The 16,241-nt window shown below is 67.1% G+C and carries 13 protein-coding genes and 2 pseudogenes; 2 read left to right on the plus strand and 13 right to left on the minus strand.

The features are described 5' to 3' along the window. The 13 genes and pseudogenes from alaS to dapA all read right to left on the minus strand — a co-directional run bounded on the left by alaS (position 1) and on the right by dapA (position 14,112). Complete coding sequence (alaS, locus tag N0A20_RS10250) at positions 1-2,646, minus strand: alanine--tRNA ligase (RefSeq protein ID WP_260580332.1); 2,646 nt, start codon at positions 2,644-2,646, stop codon at positions 1-3. 31 nt (positions 2,647-2,677) lie between these two features. Continuing rightward, the gene (locus N0A20_RS10255; RefSeq protein ID WP_260580333.1) at positions 2,678-3,442 is read right to left on the minus strand and encodes a hypothetical protein; all 765 of its coding nucleotides are present in this window, start codon (positions 3,440-3,442) and stop codon (positions 2,678-2,680) included. A gap of 103 nt (positions 3,443-3,545) precedes the next feature. Beyond that, complete coding sequence (locus N0A20_RS10260; protein WP_260580335.1) at positions 3,546-4,136, minus strand: hypothetical protein; 591 nt, start codon at positions 4,134-4,136, stop codon at positions 3,546-3,548. Further along, positions 4,126-4,563: a glutathione S-transferase family protein gene (locus N0A20_RS10265; RefSeq protein WP_312846517.1), complete on the minus strand. Its 438-nt coding sequence runs from the start codon at positions 4,561-4,563 to the stop codon at positions 4,126-4,128. The genes N0A20_RS10260 and N0A20_RS10265 overlap by 11 nt, the downstream gene beginning before the upstream one ends. A gap of 94 nt (positions 4,564-4,657) precedes the next feature. Beyond that, a pseudogene (locus N0A20_RS20125) lies at positions 4,658-4,774 on the minus strand (glutathione S-transferase); the annotation flags it as partial. Positions 4,775-4,786: 12 nt separating this feature from the next. After that, entirely contained in the window at positions 4,787-5,602 is an 816-nt protein-coding gene (locus N0A20_RS10270) for an agmatinase family protein (RefSeq protein ID WP_260580336.1), read from the minus strand. Between the two features lie 358 nt (positions 5,603-5,960). Continuing rightward, the gene (gene recA, locus N0A20_RS10275; RefSeq protein ID WP_260580337.1) at positions 5,961-7,037 is read right to left on the minus strand and encodes a recombinase RecA; all 1,077 of its coding nucleotides are present in this window, start codon (positions 7,035-7,037) and stop codon (positions 5,961-5,963) included. A 122-nt stretch (positions 7,038-7,159) separates the two neighbouring features. Next, positions 7,160-7,513 (minus strand): response regulator, encoded by a 354-nt coding sequence (locus N0A20_RS10280; RefSeq protein WP_260580338.1) that lies wholly within the window; start codon positions 7,511-7,513, stop codon positions 7,160-7,162. Continuing rightward, entirely contained in the window at positions 7,513-9,882 is a 2,370-nt protein-coding gene (locus N0A20_RS10285; protein ID WP_260580340.1) for a response regulator, read from the minus strand. Before N0A20_RS10285 ends, N0A20_RS10280 begins: the two co-directional genes overlap by 1 nt. 91 nt (positions 9,883-9,973) lie before the next feature. Then, positions 9,974-12,037, minus strand: a complete 2,064-nt coding sequence (locus N0A20_RS10290; RefSeq protein WP_260580341.1) for a M13 family metallopeptidase — start codon at positions 12,035-12,037, stop codon at positions 9,974-9,976. A gap of 82 nt (positions 12,038-12,119) precedes the next feature. Beyond that, complete coding sequence (locus tag N0A20_RS10295; protein ID WP_260580342.1) at positions 12,120-12,743, minus strand: DUF2062 domain-containing protein; 624 nt, start codon at positions 12,741-12,743, stop codon at positions 12,120-12,122. Next, on the minus strand, positions 12,740-13,225 hold the full coding sequence (gene smpB / locus N0A20_RS10300; protein ID WP_260580343.1) for an SsrA-binding protein SmpB: 486 nt from the start codon (positions 13,223-13,225) through the stop codon (positions 12,740-12,742). The genes N0A20_RS10295 and smpB overlap by 4 nt, the downstream gene beginning before the upstream one ends. A gap of 9 nt (positions 13,226-13,234) precedes the next feature. Beyond that, a pseudogene (gene dapA / locus N0A20_RS10305) lies at positions 13,235-14,112 on the minus strand (4-hydroxy-tetrahydrodipicolinate synthase). Between the two features lie 99 nt (positions 14,113-14,211). Between dapA and N0A20_RS10310 the strand changes: the two are divergent. Further along, a complete protein-coding gene (locus N0A20_RS10310) occupies positions 14,212-15,708 on the plus strand; it encodes a hypothetical protein (protein WP_312846518.1) in 1,497 nt (498 codons plus the stop codon). Continuing rightward, positions 15,705-16,241 carry a lytic transglycosylase domain-containing protein gene (locus N0A20_RS20130; protein WP_312846519.1) on the plus strand — a complete coding sequence of 179 codons (537 nt, stop codon included), beginning with the start codon at positions 15,705-15,707 and terminating at the stop codon, positions 16,239-16,241. The genes N0A20_RS10310 and N0A20_RS20130 overlap by 4 nt, the downstream gene beginning before the upstream one ends.

The raw sequence follows: 16,241 nt of genomic DNA on the forward strand, positions 1-16,241 counted from the left end.
TCAGGCGAGCACGGCTTTGACCGCGGCCACCGCGTCATTGGCCGCGCCGCCGTTCGGGCCGCCGCCCTGCGCCATGTCGGGACGGCCGCCGCCGCCCTGCCCGCCGAGCGCCGCGACCGCCGCCTTGACCAGGTCGACCGCGCTCAGCGCCGCGACCTTGTCGTCGGTCACGCCGACCGCGACCGAGGCGCGGCCGTCATTGACCGCGACGAGCATCGCGACGCCGCTGCCGACCTGCTTCTTCAGCCCGTCGACCGTGCCGCGCAATTCCTTGGGATCGAGCCCGTCGACCACCTGCGCCAGGAACGCGACGTCGCCGACCTGCTCGACCGCGGGCCCGGCCGCCGCGCCGCCACCGCCGCCCATCGCCAGCGCCTTCTTCGCCTCGGCGAGTTCGCGCTCGGCCTTCCTGAGCTGCTCGGTCAGCGCCGCGACGCGCCCCGGCACCTCGTCGGGCGAGGTCTTGAGCGCCGCCGCCGCCGCCTTCAGCGCCTCGTCGCGGCTGTTGAGCCAGGCCCGCGCGGCTTCGCCGGTCAGCGCCTCGATCCGCCGCACGCCCGACGATACGGCGCTTTCGCTCACGATCTTGAACAGCGCGATATCGCCGAGCGCCCGGACATGCGTCCCGCCGCAAAGCTCGACCGAATAGCTGCGGTCGTCGGCATGTCCCATCGACAGCACGCGCACCTCGTCGCCATATTTCTCGCCGAACAGCGCCAGCGCGCCCGCCGCGACCGCGTCGTCCGGCGTCATCAGCCGCGTCGTCACCGCCTCGTTGCCGCGGATCTGCGCGTTCACCTCCGCCTCGACATCGGCGATCTCTTCGGCGGTCAGCGCCTTGGGGTGCGAAAAGTCGAAGCGAAAGCGATCCTCGGCGACCAGGCTGCCCTTCTGCGTCACATGCCCGCCGAGCCGGTTGCGCAACGCGGCGTGCAGCAGGTGCGTCGCGCTGTGATTGGCGCGGATGCGGTCGCGGCGCGCGGCATCGACGGTCAGCTGCACCGTGTCGCCGACCTTCAGCGTCCCCGCCTCCAGCTTCGCCTGATGCGCGTGCAGCCGCCCCAGCGGCTTGCCGGTGTCGCTCACCGACGCCTTAGCGCCGCCCAGCGTCGCGATCGTGCCGCTGTCGCCCATCTGGCCGCCGCTCTCGCCATAGAAGGGCGTCTGGTTGGTCAGCACGACCAGCTCGTCGCCCGCCCGGGCCTCATCGACCTGCACGCCGTCCTTGACCAGCGCGATGACCTGCCCCTCGCCGACCGTCGCGCCGTAACCGGTGAATTCGGTGCTGCCGTTCGCTTCGGCGAGGTCGAACCAGATTTCCTCCGACGCCTTTTGCCCGCTGCCCTTCCATGCCGCGCGCGCCGCCGCCTTCTGCTGCGCCATCGCCGCATCGAAGCCGGCGCGGTCGACCGCGATGTCCTGCATCCGCAGCGCATCCTCGGTCAGGTCATAGGGGAAACCATAGGTGTCGTAGAGCTTGAATGCGACATCGCCGGGCAGCGTCGCGCCGGCCCCCATGCCGACGGTCGCCTCGTCGAGCAGGCGCAGGCCCTTGTCGAGCGTCTGGCGGAACTTGGTCTCTTCGCGCTCCAGCGTTTCGGCGATCAGCGGCTGGGCGCGGATCAGCTCGGGATAAGCGGCGCCCATCTCGGCGGTCAGCGACGGCAGCAGCCGGTACATCAGCGGCTCCTTGGCGCCGAGCAGATGCGCATGGCGCATCGCGCGCCGCATGATCCGGCGCAGCACATAGCCGCGGCCCTCGTTCGACGGCAGCACCCCGTCGGCGATCAGGAAGCTCGACGCGCGCAGGTGATCGGCGATCACGCGGTGGCTTGCCTTGTGCGCCTCGTCGGCGGGCACCCCCGTCTGGTCGACCGACGCCGCGATCAGCGCCTTGAAGGTGTCGGTGTCATAATTGTCGGTGACGCCCTGCATCACCGCCGCGACGCGCTCCAGCCCCATGCCGGTGTCGATGCTCGGCCGCGGCAGGTCGACGCGCTCGCCACCCGGCAATTGCTCATACTGCATGAACACCAGGTTCCAGATCTCGACGAAGCGGTCGCCGTCCTCCTCGGGCGATCCCGGCGGGCCGCCCCAGATATGGTCGCCATGGTCATAGAAGATTTCGCTGCACGGCCCGCACGGCCCGGTGTCGCCCATCGACCAGAAATTGTCGCTGGTCGGGATGCGGATGATGCGGCTTTCGGGCAGCCCCGAAATCTTGCGCCACAGGTCGAACGCCTCGTCATCGGTGTGATAGACGGTCGCGGTCAGCTTCTCCGCCGGCAGTCCCCAATTCTTGGTGATCAGCGTCCAGGCATGATGGATCGCCTGTTCCTTGAAATAATCGCCGAAGGAAAAATTCCCCAGCATTTCGAAGAAGGTATGGTGGCGCGCAGTGAAGCCGACATTGTCGAGATCATTGTGCTTGCCCCCGGCGCGGACGCACTTCTGCGCCGACGCCGCGGTGCTGTAGGGGCGCTTCTCCAGCCCGGTGAAGACATTCTTGAACGGCACCATGCCCGCGTTGACGAACATCAGCGTCGGGTCGTTGTACGGCACCAGCGGCGCCGACGGCTCGATATGGTGGCCGGTTCCCGCGAAATAGTCGAGGAACGAGCGGCGAATGTCGTTGGTCGATGTCATGCGCGCGATCTAGTGCGCTGCGGCGCGTTTCTCAAGCACGATACTTGGCTGAAGCGGCTATCGCTGACAAAGCCGGTTCAGTTCCTCGTCGCTGTAGCCAGGCTTCGTCGATCAGCGCCTGCGACACATAGCGCACGTCATATTGCGAAATCTTGTAGACCCCGGTCCGCTCGCGATAGAGCAGCAGCCCGCCGCAGGTTCCGGCGATCCCGGGATGCGAGCTCAGCACCGCGAAATAGGCATAGGCGCCGGGATAGGCGGCATCCTCGGGGTTGTTGAGCCAGCCGTCGAGCCGCGCCGTGAATTTACCCGCGCCGGTCTGATGCATCTTCGCCTCGCGGCTGAATCGCACCATTTCTTCGGCCGTCGCTTCGAGCGCCGGGTCCATCATCGCCGCCAGGGCGGCCCCGTTGCCCTTGTCGAGATTGTCCAGAAAACGCCCGGCGAACTGCGTCGCCGCCGCGACCTCCGCGGGGCTCGCCTTCCAGTCGGCGGGCACCGGCTTGTACGGATCGGTGGCGGGATCGAAACAGGAAAAATTCTGGCGGAAATTCTTGATCACCGTCACGCCGCGATCGACGTCGATCTGGTTGTCGAAATAATAGCGGCCGAAGCGGACTTTCAGGCTGCCGCAACGCTGGGCCGCCAGCACCTTGATGCGGCCGATGGTGGGGTCGTATTGATCGGCGTCGATCAGCGCGACCGTCGCGACAAAGCCCTTGCCGGGCACAGGCGCGACCTTGATTTCGGGCTGGCCGGCGGCCGCCGCCAGCAATGCGAGTGCCATCATCGCCATCGTCTTCCCCCCAACGCAGAGCCGCCGGCTGGCGGCGCGAGAACCTTGCCGCCGCCGGGCGCGCTCCGCAAGCCGAACTTATTTGGGCTTCGGACGCGCCGCATCAAAAAGCGGTGGCGATCCCTTTGCCCAGATAGCAGGGCAGCTGGCGCAGCACATCGGCCTTCGGCACCCCGTCCTCGATCAGGTCGGGCGGCACGATCGACACATTGCTGGTCGCGACGGCAAAGGCGGCGTCGGGCGCGGCGCGGTGAACGACGACATAGCCGCAATCCATCGTTCCGTCGGACCGGTCACCGCGAAAATCGAACGCGGCATAGAGCCCGGCGGGCTGCGCCGGCGGATCGAGATACCATTGCAGCCGCAGGATGCGTATGCGGCCGTCGGCCCACAGCCCGTCCTGCTTGCGCAGATTGCTCTCCCATTCGAGCCGCGGCGTCACCGCCTGCCGCGTCAGGCTCAGCATCGCATAGGCGGCCGCGAAATCACGCTTTTCAAGCGCCAGCGTATAGTCGACGAGGCGCGCCATTGCCGCCTTTTCGTCGTCCGTCGTCGGCACGAAGGGCGCCGCACCGAACGTCTCGACGCTTCGTTCGACCGCGGGGTCGAGCGCCGCCGGTTCGGCCGCAGCGGGCGCCGTGATGCCGGCCGCCAGCGCGAACGCGGCGATGCGCAGGACAGCTTCAGAAAACAAAATAGGCTCCGCCCTTCTCGCGCGCCGCCTGCCAGGCGGGACGCGCGTGCATCGCCGTCACGAACGCCGCCAGTTTCGGGTAGCGCGCCGCCCCGCTCATCGCCGCGACCTCGGCGGGAAAGCTCAGCATGATGTCGGCCGCCGACAGGCTGTCGCCGATGAAATGGCCCGCACCGGTCAGTTCGCCTTCGAGATAGGCGAAATGCGCGTCGAGTTGCTCGTCGATCCGCGGTCTGACCGCCGCCGCCGCGTCGCCGAGCCTGCCGAGATAGATATTGAGCAGCACCGGCGTCATCGCCGAACCCTCGGCGAAATGGATCAGTTCGAGGTGGCGGACATGGTCGTCGGTGCCGCGCGCCGGAACCAGCGCCTCGCCGCCATGATGTTCGCACAGATATTCGACGATCGCGCCCGATTCCTGGATCACGCGGCCCCTCCCGCCGGAGGCGGAATCGTCGAGACACTTCCAGCAACGGCGACTTGCCGAGCCGGTGGATCGCCTTCAATTCGGGCGGCGCGAGGTTGGTCGTCGCATCGCGCTGATAACGCCTGATCTCGTACGGCACGCCAAGTTCCTCGAGCAGCCACAATATGCGCTGCGAGCGGCTGTTGTTGAGGTGGTGGACGATCAGGCTCATGTCTCTCTCCCTCTATCCTTCAAGGTGCCCGTTGCGGTCGATCAGCGCCGCGAGTTCGCGGACCAGCTTGGCCCCGAGGATCGCGGTAACATCCCCGACGTCGCGGCCGGGATGATATTCGACGATATCGGCGCCGACGATCGGCGCGGTCTGCTTGTGCAGAACGCCAAGCAACTCGCGTACCGTCAGCCCGCCGGGCTCGGGGTGCGCGACGCCGGGTGCCGCCGACGGGTCGATCCCGTCCAGGTCGATCGAGATATAAAGCGGGCCGTCGAGGACCGGCACGGCATCGGGGATGAAGCCCGCCATCGGCACGATCTCGGCCCCGAAGCGCGCGGCCTGTTCGCGGCAATGGCGGTTGAGCGTGCGGATGCCGACCTGCACCAGCCGCGCGGCATGGCCGGCCTCGCAAATACGCGCGAAGGGCGAGGCGTGGCTGCGTGGATTGCCGCCGAAATCGTCGTAGAGATCGGGGTGGGCGTCGATGTGGAGAATGTTCAGCGGTCCGAAACAGGCGGCAGCGGCCTCGACGAGCGGGAAGGTGACCGCATGGTCGCCGCCGAGGGCGAGTGGGATTTCACCGTCTTCGCGCACAAGCGCGACGTGGCGGCGGATCATCGCGTCGTCGCGGCGCGTGTCCTCGGTCAGCGCGAGGTCGCCGTCGTCGGTGAAGGCGATGTCGGTGCCGAGTTCGGGGCCGAGTTCGCTCGCCATATTGCCGCGGTCGCTCCACAACTGGACGCGGATCGCCGCCGGGCCAGCGGCCGCGCCGCGTTCGAAGCTGCTGTTGATGTCGGTGGGCAGGCCGAAGAGGCGGATCGCGGGCATCGGCTGCTTGTAGCCGCTGGCAGGGGCGGTGCAAGGATCAACGATCGCGCCCGGTCGCGGCCTGACCTGTCACTTGAAAGGAAATTAAAACAATGACTCAGACCATGCTCCGTCCAAATTGAACCGCAGCCCTGCGCCTGTTGAAGGGCGCCTCACAGAGAAGCGCCCTTCAACAGGCTCAGGGCTGCGGGAATGAACGATTCGACCTGAACGGGCTGCCTGTAGCTGTCGCGCCCGGCGGGAGCGACAAGGCCAACGGCGGGCGGGCCAGTCCGCGAGAGGGCGCGGACCGAGGGGCAAGGAACCCGCCGCCGTTGGTGGGCCGCCCCGGTCACACGGGCCGGGCAGCCGGAGGCTATCAGCCGTCGTCGCCCTCGTCGTCGGGGCCCGCCATCATTTCTTCGGCCACCGCGTCGGTGCGGCTGCGGATCGCGGCCTCGAGCCGTTCGCGCAGTTCGGGATTCTCGGCCAGGAAAGTCTTGGCGTTTTCGCGGCCCTGCCCGATGCGGATCGAGTCATAGCTGAACCAGGCGCCCGATTTCTCGACCAGCCCGGCCTTGACGCCGATGTCGAGGATCTCGCCGATCTTGGAAATGCCCTGGCCGTACATGATGTCGAACTCGACCTGCTTGAACGGCGGCGCGACCTTGTTCTTGACGACCTTGACGCGGGTGGTGTTGCCGACGATCTCGTCGCCATTCTTGATCTGGCCGGTGCGGCGGATGTCGAGGCGAACCGAGGCGTAGAATTTCAGCGCATTGCCGCCGGTCGTGGTCTCGGGATTGCCGTACATCACCCCGATCTTCATGCGCAGCTGGTTGATGAAGATCACCATGCAGCGCGAGCGGCTGATCGAGCCGGTGAGCTTGCGCAGGCTCTGCGACATCAGGCGCGCCTGGAGACCGACGTGACTGTCGCCCATCTCGCCCTCGATTTCGGCGCGCGGGACGAGCGCGGCGACCGAGTCGACGACGAGCACGTCGATCGCGTTCGAGCGCACCAGCGTGTCGACGATTTCGAGCGCCTGTTCGCCGGTGTCGGGCTGCGACACGATCAGTTCGTCGATATTGACGCCGAGCTTCTTGGCATAGATCGGGTCGAGCGCATGTTCGGCGTCGACGAAGGCGACGGTGCCGCCGCCCTTCTGTGCCTCGGCCAGCGTGTGCAGCGCCAGCGTGGTCTTGCCCGAGCTTTCGGGACCATAGATTTCGATGACGCGGCCGCGCGGCAGGCCGCCGACGCCGAGCGCGATGTCGAGCCCGAGCGACCCGGTCGAGATCGACTCGACCTGCATCGCTTCCTTCGAGCCCAATTTCATCACCGAGCCTTTGCCGAAGGCACGATCGATTTGCGCCAGCGCGGCGTCGAGCGCCTTCTGCCTGTCCGAGCTATTCACTGATTTCCCCGATTCCACGAGTGACAATTGACCGGCCATGACCGTCCCTTTCCTGCTCTATCGCGAAGGCAGAAGCATCGCAACGCCGGACCTGTGTACAGTGTTTGTTCTTTTGGAACAAGAGTAGAACAAAAATTATTCCGGAACGCGGCGACGCGGAGCTAACCGCCGAAAAACCCGCCCAGTACCGCCTCGATCTCGCTCAGCCGGAATGGTTTCGACACCAGCGTGCGATGCGCGTGCGCCGGCGGAATCACATCGCCGCCGCCCGACGTGAAGGCGAAAGGGATATCGCGCGCGGCGAGCGCGTCGGCGACCGGCCAGCCCTTGGCTTCGCCGAGGTTGATGTCGATGAGCGCGGCATCGACCGGGTCCGCCGCGATGATCGCCAGCGCATCCTCGACGCTGGCTGCCTGTGCGGGCTCGGGATAGCCGAGCGCGTCGAACATGTCGGCGAGCATCATGCCGATCAGCACATCGTCCTCGACGAGCAGGATACGGCGACCATCCGCCATCACAAGGCCCGCTGGGCAGCGGTGTCGAGCGCCGCCGACACGGCCTCGGTCAACTGCGCGACCGAAAAGGGTTTGGGCAGAAAGGACACATGATCAATATCGATCGACTGGCGCAATTGTTCCTCGGCATATCCCGACATGAACAGGACGGGCAGGTCCGGCCGCTTGGCGCGCAGCACGCGGACCATCGCGGGGCCGTCCATCGTCGGCATCATCACGTCGGTCAGGATCAGGTCGACCTTGTCCATCTGGCCGAAGCGCTCGACCCCCTCCTCGCCCTGCGACGCGGTGACGACGGTATAGCCCGCGCGGGTCAGCGCCCGCTCGGCGACCGCGCGGACCATGTCCTCGTCCTCGACGAGCAGGATGGTGCCGGTGCCCCACTGGCTCTTCTTCGGCTTCGGCGGCGCGGCCGCCGCGGGCGCGTCCTTGTCGGCGCGGTGGACGGGAAGATAGATGGTGAAGCTGGCTCCCTCGCCCGGCTTGCTGTCGGCGAAGATGAAGCCCGCCGACTGCTTGATGATGCCGTAGACGGTCGAGAGGCCGAGCCCGGTGCCCTTGCCGACATCCTTGGTGGTGAAGAAAGGTTCGAAAATCTTGGGCAGCACCTCGGCGGGAATGCCGCCGCCGGTGTCGCTGACCTTGAGCGCGCTATAGTCGGCGGGCGGCATGATATCGCTGCCCATTGCGCGGACTTCGGCGGCGCTGACCGGATAGGTCTCCATCGTCAGCGTGCCGTGCCCGCCCATCGCATCGCGCGCATTGACCGCGAGGTTGATGATGACCTGTTCGAGCTGGCCGGGGTCGGCGCGCACCGCGCCCAGCCCGCGCCCGTGACGCACCGACAATTGCACCGATTCGCCGATCAGCCGCTTGAGCAGGTGCGACACCTCCGAAATCACGTCGGGCAGTTGCAATATCTGCGGGCGCAAAGTCTGCTGACGCGAGAAGGCCAGCAACTGCCGGGTCAGGCTGGCCGCGCGATTGGCGTTGCTGCGAATCTGCTGGATATCGTCATAATCGCTGTCGCCCGGCGTGTGCCGCATGAGCATCAGGTCGCAACTGCCGAGCACCGCGGTCAGGATATTGTTGAAGTCGTGCGCGACGCCGCCCGCGAGCTGGCCGACCGCCTGCATCTTCGACGCCTGCGCGACCTGGCGCTTCAACCGCGATTCCTCGCTCGAATCCTTGAGGCTCAGCAGCACCGCCGCCTCGCCCAGCCCGCGCACCCCGACGACGCGCATCGACACCGGCTCGTCGCCCTGCCCCGCCAGCCGGATCGACAGGTCGCCGCCGACCTGCTGCCCGCTGCTGTGGCGGCGGATCATGTCGGCGAGCGGACCCTTGTCCTCGCTCACCACGATATCGCCGGGGTAGCGCGGCATCCGCTCCTCCGACAGACCGGCGGCGCGAACGAAGGCGCGGTTCATGTAGAGGAAGCGCCCGTCGCGATCGACCATCGCGAGCCCGAAGGGCAGCAGCGACAGCAAGGTCTCGACATAGGTCTGCGCGGTGCCGCGGTCGGCCGCGCCCATCTCCTCGTCGATCAAGGCCAGCAGCATCGGGCCATGGCTGTCGGCAGGGATCAGCGGAATCTGGAGCAGGCGGACCGGCGTCGCCCGCTCGCCCTCGCGCCCGAAATAGAGCGTTCCCGCATCGTCGAGCCGGAGCAGGGGCGCAACGTCGCGGCCCGCATAATGCGCCTGGTCGCTCTCCCCCAGCGCGCGCAGCAGAAACGCCTGGTTGGCGACGCGCAGCCGCCCCTCGGCATTGACCAGCGCCGCCATGATCCCCGCCTGGCCCAGCGTGCGCCCGGCGGGCCCGTCCAGATGGCGGCTGATTTCCGCGACGAGGTCGAGCCGCTCGACCGCCGAGAAGCGCCACACCAGATAATCTTCGGCCAGCCCCGAACGGATCACCTGCGCACGCAGATGGAGCGCGCCGACCGCCAGTTCGTGGACACTGCCCTCGCCGTCGCGCCACGCGGTCCGTCCGGCGTTTTTCAGGAGCTCGGCCCCGCGCCCCTCGAGCGGCAGCCCCGGCGGGGTGACGAAGCCGCCCATCCAGGTCGCGAACAGGTCATTGGCGCAGACGAGGCGCCCGGCGCGGTCGGTCACCGCGACGGCGATATCGTCATGATCGACCGCCGTGCGCAACATCGTCCAGTCGGGCAAGGCCGCCTCGCCCGCGACCGCCGCGGGGAACAGCCGCCGCAGCAGGATCACCGCCGCGCAGGCGATCGCCAAACCGCCGAGAAAACCCGCCGCGAGCACCGCATCGCGAGTCGCCCAGAACAGGAGGCCGACCGACAGGATCGCGAGTCCGCCGAGCAGCGCCGCGTCGACGCGCGACAGGCCCGCGGGAACCATCGCGACCGCGCCGGAACCCGCCCCCCTGCCGATATCGGAATCAGCGGAAGGCAGGCTCGTCGCGGTCAATGGCTGAGACTCTCGCTAGGCGTCACCAGATGCGGACGCGTTCCTCGGGCTTCAGGAACAGCTTCTGCCCTTCCTTCACCTGATAGGCTTTATACCAAGGGTCAAGGTTGCGCGAGACCCAAGTCCGCTGGATCGAGGGCGAATGCGGATCGGTGGTGATGCGCTGCGCCAGATTCTGCTCGCGATAGTTGCGCCGCCACACCTGCGCCCAGCCGAGGAAGAAGCGCTGGTCGCCGGTCAGCCCGTCGATCACCGGCGCTTCCTTGCCGCCGAGCGACTTCTTGTAGGCGTCGTAGGCGATGGTCAGGCCGGCGAGGTCGCCGATATTCTCGCCGAGCGTGAAGGTGCCGTCGAGATGTTCGCCGGGCAGCACTTCATAGGCGTCATATTGCGCGACCAGCGCCTTGCCCGCGGCCTCGAACGCCGCGACGTCCTCGGGCGTCCACCAGTCGGCCAGCTTGCCGGTCTCGTCATATTTCGCGCCCTGGTCGTCGAAATGGTGGCTGATCTCATGACCGATCACCGCGCCGATGCCGCCATAGTTGACCGCCGGATCGGCATTGGGGTCGAAGAAGGGCGGCTGCAGGATCGCGGCGGGGAAGACGATCTCGTTCATGCCGAAATTGGCATAGGCGTTCACCGTCATCGGGGTCATGCCCCATTCCCAGCGGCGGATCGGACCGCCCAGACGGCCGACATTGTCGTCATGCGCGAACTGGTTAGAGCGCAGCGCGTTGCCGAACAGGTCGTCGGCCTTGATCTCGAGCTTGCTGTAATCCTTCCAGCGGTCGGGATAGCCGATCTTGGTCGTGAAATTGGCGAGCTTCTTTTTCGCCTTCACCTTGGTTTCGGGCTGCATCCATTCGAGATTGCCGATGCGGGTGTCGAGCGCGGCGAGCACATTCTTGACCAGCACGTCCATCGCCGCCTTGGTTTCAGGCGGGAAATATTTCGCGACATAATCCTGGCCGACCGCTTCGCCGAGGTTGCCCGTCGTGAAATCGACCGCGCGCTTCCAGCGTTCCTGCATCTGCGGCGTGCCCGACAGCGCGGTGCCATAGAAGGAGAAGGCTTCCTGCGCGACGGCGTCGGGCAGCACATCGGAGAAGCCGTCGATGCTGCGGACGATCAGCGCGTCGCGAATGACCTCGATCGGCGCGTCGGCGAGCAGCTTGGCCTCGCCGGTGAAGGCGCTCGGCTGCGACACGAGCAGCGAATCCTCATCGACGCCGATGCCGCGGATGAAGCCCGTCCAGTCGAAACCCGGCGCGGCCTGCGCCAGCTCGGCGATCGTCATCTTGTTATAGACCTTGGTCGCGTCGCTGCTGTCGTTCTTGTCCCAATGGACGGCCGCGACCTGCTTTTCGAAATCATAGATCGCCTGCGCGCGCGCCGCGGCATTGCCCTCGCCCGCCAGCGTCAGGACATTTTCGAGATGCTTGAGATAGGCGGCCTGCAGCTTGGTGTTGCGTTCGCCATCCTTCAGATAGAAATCGCGGTCGGGCATGCCGATGCCGCCCTGGAACATGGTGTAGATATAGACGTCGGGATTCTTGTCGTCCTGCCCGACATAGCCGCCGAAGAAATGCTGGACGCCGCTGCGGTCGGCCTCGGCGAGCAACTTGGCGAGGCCCGGCTTGTCGATGGCCTTGATCTTGGCGAGCCAGGGCTGGATCGGCGCCAGCCCCTTGGCTTCGACCGCCGCGCCGTCGAGATAGGAGGCATAGGCGCGGCCGATCATGCTGTCCGGGTTGCCCTTCGCCGCGTCGAGGATCTCGCGCGTGCGCTCCTGCGACAGGTCGGCGAGCGCGGTGAACATGCCGTAGTTCGACTTGTCGGCGGGGATCGGGGTATTCTTCGCCCAGGTTCCGTTGGCATAGGCATAGAAATCGTCGCCCGGCTGGACCGTCGTGTCCATGCCGGTCGCGTCGAAACCGAAATCGCCGATCTCGGGCTTGGCGGCGGACTTCGCTGCGGCTTCGGCCGTCGCGGCCTTTTCCTTGGCAAGAGCGGGCGTGGCCGCGAAGAGCAGGGCGCCAAGCGCGGCGGTCGCCAGCAGGCGCGATTGCGATGTCGGACGTGTCATGATGTTCCCCAGTGGTATCTGGCCCCGCGACGGGCGCGGGGCGATCTGCGATGGGAAATCTATAGACCCGCGCGGCGGGCGTTCAACCGGCGACCGTGTCGCTCGTCGATGCCTCAAGTCGTTGGTCGCGCGCGCGACGGATCTTGCGGCGCCAGCGCAAGCGAATCCAATTGTCCCAGATGACCGACGCGAGGACATAGCCGATCACCGCCGACACGACCGAAATCACGAACAGACCCGCCAGGCCGCCGAGCAGCGCGGTGCCCGCATTGGCGGTGAACCAGTGCCACCATTCGACCAGCGAGGCGCCTTCGTCATAAAGGATGTAGAGGTTCGACACATTGGTGTGCAGGCCGAACAAGGTGCTGCCCAGCCACACCGATGCCGCGAGGATCAGCGGAGTCGTGACGGGATTCGACAGAAACGTCATCGCCGCGCCGATCGGGATATTGGCGCGGAACGGCAGCGCGAGCAGCGCGACGCCCAGGATCTGCACCCCCGGAATCAGGAAGAAGATGCCGACGAACAGGCCGAGCGCGGTCCCGCGCCGCACCGAGGTGCGCGTGAAGCGCCACAAATGGCTGTGCGCAACCCTATGGGCGAAAGGCTTGATGAAGCGGCTCGCCAGCAGTTCCTCGCGGCTCGGCGAGTTGCGGCGGATCCAGTTCATCACGGCCGCCTTGTCGCGGGGCTTGCCGCCGCTCATCCGCGTTCCTTCATCAGCCGCTGCTTGTCGCGCTTCCAGTCGCGTTCCTTGATCGACTCGCGCTTGTCGTGCGCCTTCTTGCCCTTGGCGAGCGCGAGCTCGACCTTGGCGCGGCCGCGGCTGTTGAAATAGACCGACAGCGGCACGAGCGTCATGCCCTGCCGCGCCACCCCGGCGTGCATCTTGTTGATTTCGCGCCAGTTGAGCAGCAATTTGCGCGGCCGCTTCGGCTCGTGGTTGAAGCGGTTGCCGTGGCTGAATTCGGGGATGTTGGCGTTGATCAGCCACACCTCGCCGCCCGCCACCTCGGCATAGCTCTCCGCGATCGTCCCTTCGCCGAAGCGCAGCGACTTCACCTCGGTCCCCTGCAAGGCGATGCCCGCCTCGAACACCTGTTCGATGCTATAGTCGAAACGCGCGCGCCGGTTCTCGGCGACGACCTTCTTCTTGTCGAATTCGGCGGCGGACTGCGGACGGGCCATGGCGAAAGCTCAGATCACTCCTGCCGCGACCAATGCGGCATCGACGGCCGCGCGCGATGCGTCGGACGCCGGGATGATAGGTAGGCGCACTTCGGGCGAAAACCAGTCATGGAGGCGCGACAGCGCATATTTTGCTCGGCGCGGGCGAGGCGTCGGAGAACATCGCCTTGTGCAGGTCGAACAGCCGGTCGTGCAGGACAAGCGCCCCCGTCCAGTCGCCCGCCGCGCAGGCGGCGGCGAAATCGGCGCACAGGCGCGGCGCGACATTGGCGGTGACCGAAATACAGCTCGGCGCCGCCCAGCACCGCGTGCGGCAGCCACAGATCGTCGTTGCCGCTGAGCTGGCAGAAATCCTCGCCAGCCCCCGCGCGGTGCATCGTCACGCGCGCGAGGTCGCCGCTGGCATCCTTGATCGCGACCACGGAGGGCAGTTCGGCCAGCCTGTTCATCGTTTCGGCGCTGATGTCGGCGACGGTGCGGCCAGGGACGTTGTAGACGACGATCGGCAGGTCGCAGGCATCGGCGAGCGCGCTGAAATGGGCCAGCAGGCCCGCCTGCGTCGGCCGGTTGTAATAGGGCGCGACGACCAGCGCCGCGGCGGCGCCCGCCTTTTGCGCGTGGAGCATGTGGCGGACCGCGGTCGCGGTGTCGTTCGACCCGCAGCCCGCGATCACGGGCACGCGCCCCGCCGCCGCCTCGATGCAGGTGTCGATGACGCGATAATGTTCATCGAAACCCAGCGTCGGGCTCTCGCCTGTCGTGCCGCAGGGTACCAGCGCGCTCGTCCCCTCGTCGATCTGCCAGTCGATCAGCCGTTTGAACGCCGGGGCGTCGAACGCACCGTCGCGAAATGGCGTCACCAAGGCGGGAATCGACCCGGAAAACATGCTCGGCTCCTTTACAAAGACTCCACCCGGCCGATAGACATGGCGGGCGCGCCGCTATTGGACGCCTATTCAGCGCCCCGCAAGGAGTTTGCCACTAATATGGCTTTCATGAATTCGCTGCCTTCCGTTTCCCGCCTCGCGCTCGCCGCGGCCCTGTTTCTTCCCTCCATCGCGCATGCCAGTGAACTCACGCCCGACCAGATGGCTTGGTATCGGGCGCAGATGGGGCTGGCGACCGCGTCGGCATCGCCGTCGGCCAGCACCAATTCGGTCGGCGACGCGGTAATGGAATGGCGGCGGCTGACCGCGAACAGCGGCGCCTCCTTCGACCAGCTCTCGCGCTTCCTGCTCGCCAACCGCGACTGGCCCGATGCCGACAAGCTGCGCACCCGCGCCGAAAAGGCGATCGCCCTCGACAGCTATGATCCGGCGCGCACCCTCGCCTATTTCCAGGCCTATCCGCCGCAGACCGCAAGCGGACACCTCCGCCTCGCGCTTGCGCTCAACGCGACCGGGCGCCGCGACGAGGCCAATGCCGCGGTGCGCCGCGCCTGGACCATCGGCACGCTCGACGAGATGGAGACCAACCGCGCGCTCTCCTTCTTCCCCGGGGCGCTGTCGCTGGCCGATCATGACGCGCGCATGGACCGGCTGCTCTGGTCGGGTGCCACCGGTGCCGCCAGCCGCCAGCTCGGCCTCACCTCGCCCGAAAAGCGGGCCGTTTTCGCGGCGCGCCTCGCCATGCGCAGCGGCGCCGTCGACGCCGCGCTGCAAGCCAATGCGGTCGAGGCCGCCAACCCGTCGCTGACCCGCACCGACGCGGGCTATATCACCGACAAGGCGACCTGGCTGCGCAAGGCCAACCGCACCGGCGAGGCGCGCGCGCTGCTCGCCGCGCCGCGCAACCTCGCCAGCGCGCCGACCGATGCCGAGGAATGGCTCGAAACCCTTCTCACCAACGCGCGCGCCGCCGACAGCGCGGGCGACAAGCTGACCGCGTACAATATCGCGCGCCAGCTCGGTGACACCTTCCCTGCCGGAACCGTCATCCGCGAAACCCCGCTTGGCGTGCGCGACGATTATACCTCGCTCGCCTGGCTGGCGGGCCAGCTGGCCTATCGCGACCTGCGGCGCCCCGCCGAGGCGGCCCAACTCTATCGCCTCTATGGCGAAGCCGCCCGCTCGGCGCAGACGCGCACCAAGGGTTTCTATTGGGCCGGCCGCGCCGCGCTGGCAGCGGGCGACAGCGCCACCGCCAACGCTCATTTTGCCGATGCCGCCCAGCATTACGACCAATATTATGGCCAGCTCTCGCTCGAACGCCTCGGCCTAGCCGCAGCCGAAGCCGACCCCGGTTCCGACCATCCAGGTCAGCCAGGCCGAAAAGACGAATTTCGAGGACGACCGGCTCGTCCGCGCCGCGCGCGCGCTCGGCGAGATCGGGGCATGGCGCGAACAGTCGCTGTTCCTGCGCGCGCTCGCCAATCGTGCCCGCTCGCCCTCCGACCATGTCCTCGCGGGCCAGCTTGCCTCGCAAATCGGCCGCCCCGACCTTGGCGTGATGATCGGCCGCAGCGCGCAGGCAAACAGCCTTGACGCGGTCGAGGTGTCGGGTTTCCCGACCGTCCGCGTGCCCGCTCGACCACGAAGGCAACTGGACCTTCATCCACGCCATCACACGCCAGGAAAGCCAGTTCGACCGCCAGGCGATCAGCCATGCGGGGGCGCGCGGCATGATGCAGCTGATGCCCGGCACCGCGCGCGAGGTCGCGGGCAAGCTTGGCCTGTCCTATGACGCCGGATCGCTGACCAGCGACACCAATTACAACATGACGCTGGGATCGACCTATTTCCAGCAGATGCTGAGCTATTTCGGCGGCAGCTATCCGCTGGCGGTCGCGGCGTATAACGCCGGGCCGGGCAATGTGAACAAATGGCTGCGCGCCAATGGCGATCCGCGCGGCGGCGGCATCGAAATGGTCGACTGGATCGAGGCGATCCCGATCTTCGAGACGCGCAACTATGTGCAGCGCGTGCTCGAAAACGCCGTCGTCTACGACACGCTGCGCGACCGGCCGCTGCCCGCCGCGCCGCTGAGCTTCTATCTCGGCAAGCGCACGCCCGGCTGA

Source organism: Sphingopyxis sp. PET50, assembly GCF_025244705.1.
In the GTDB taxonomy this organism is placed as follows: Bacteria; Pseudomonadota; Alphaproteobacteria; order Sphingomonadales; family Sphingomonadaceae; genus Sphingopyxis.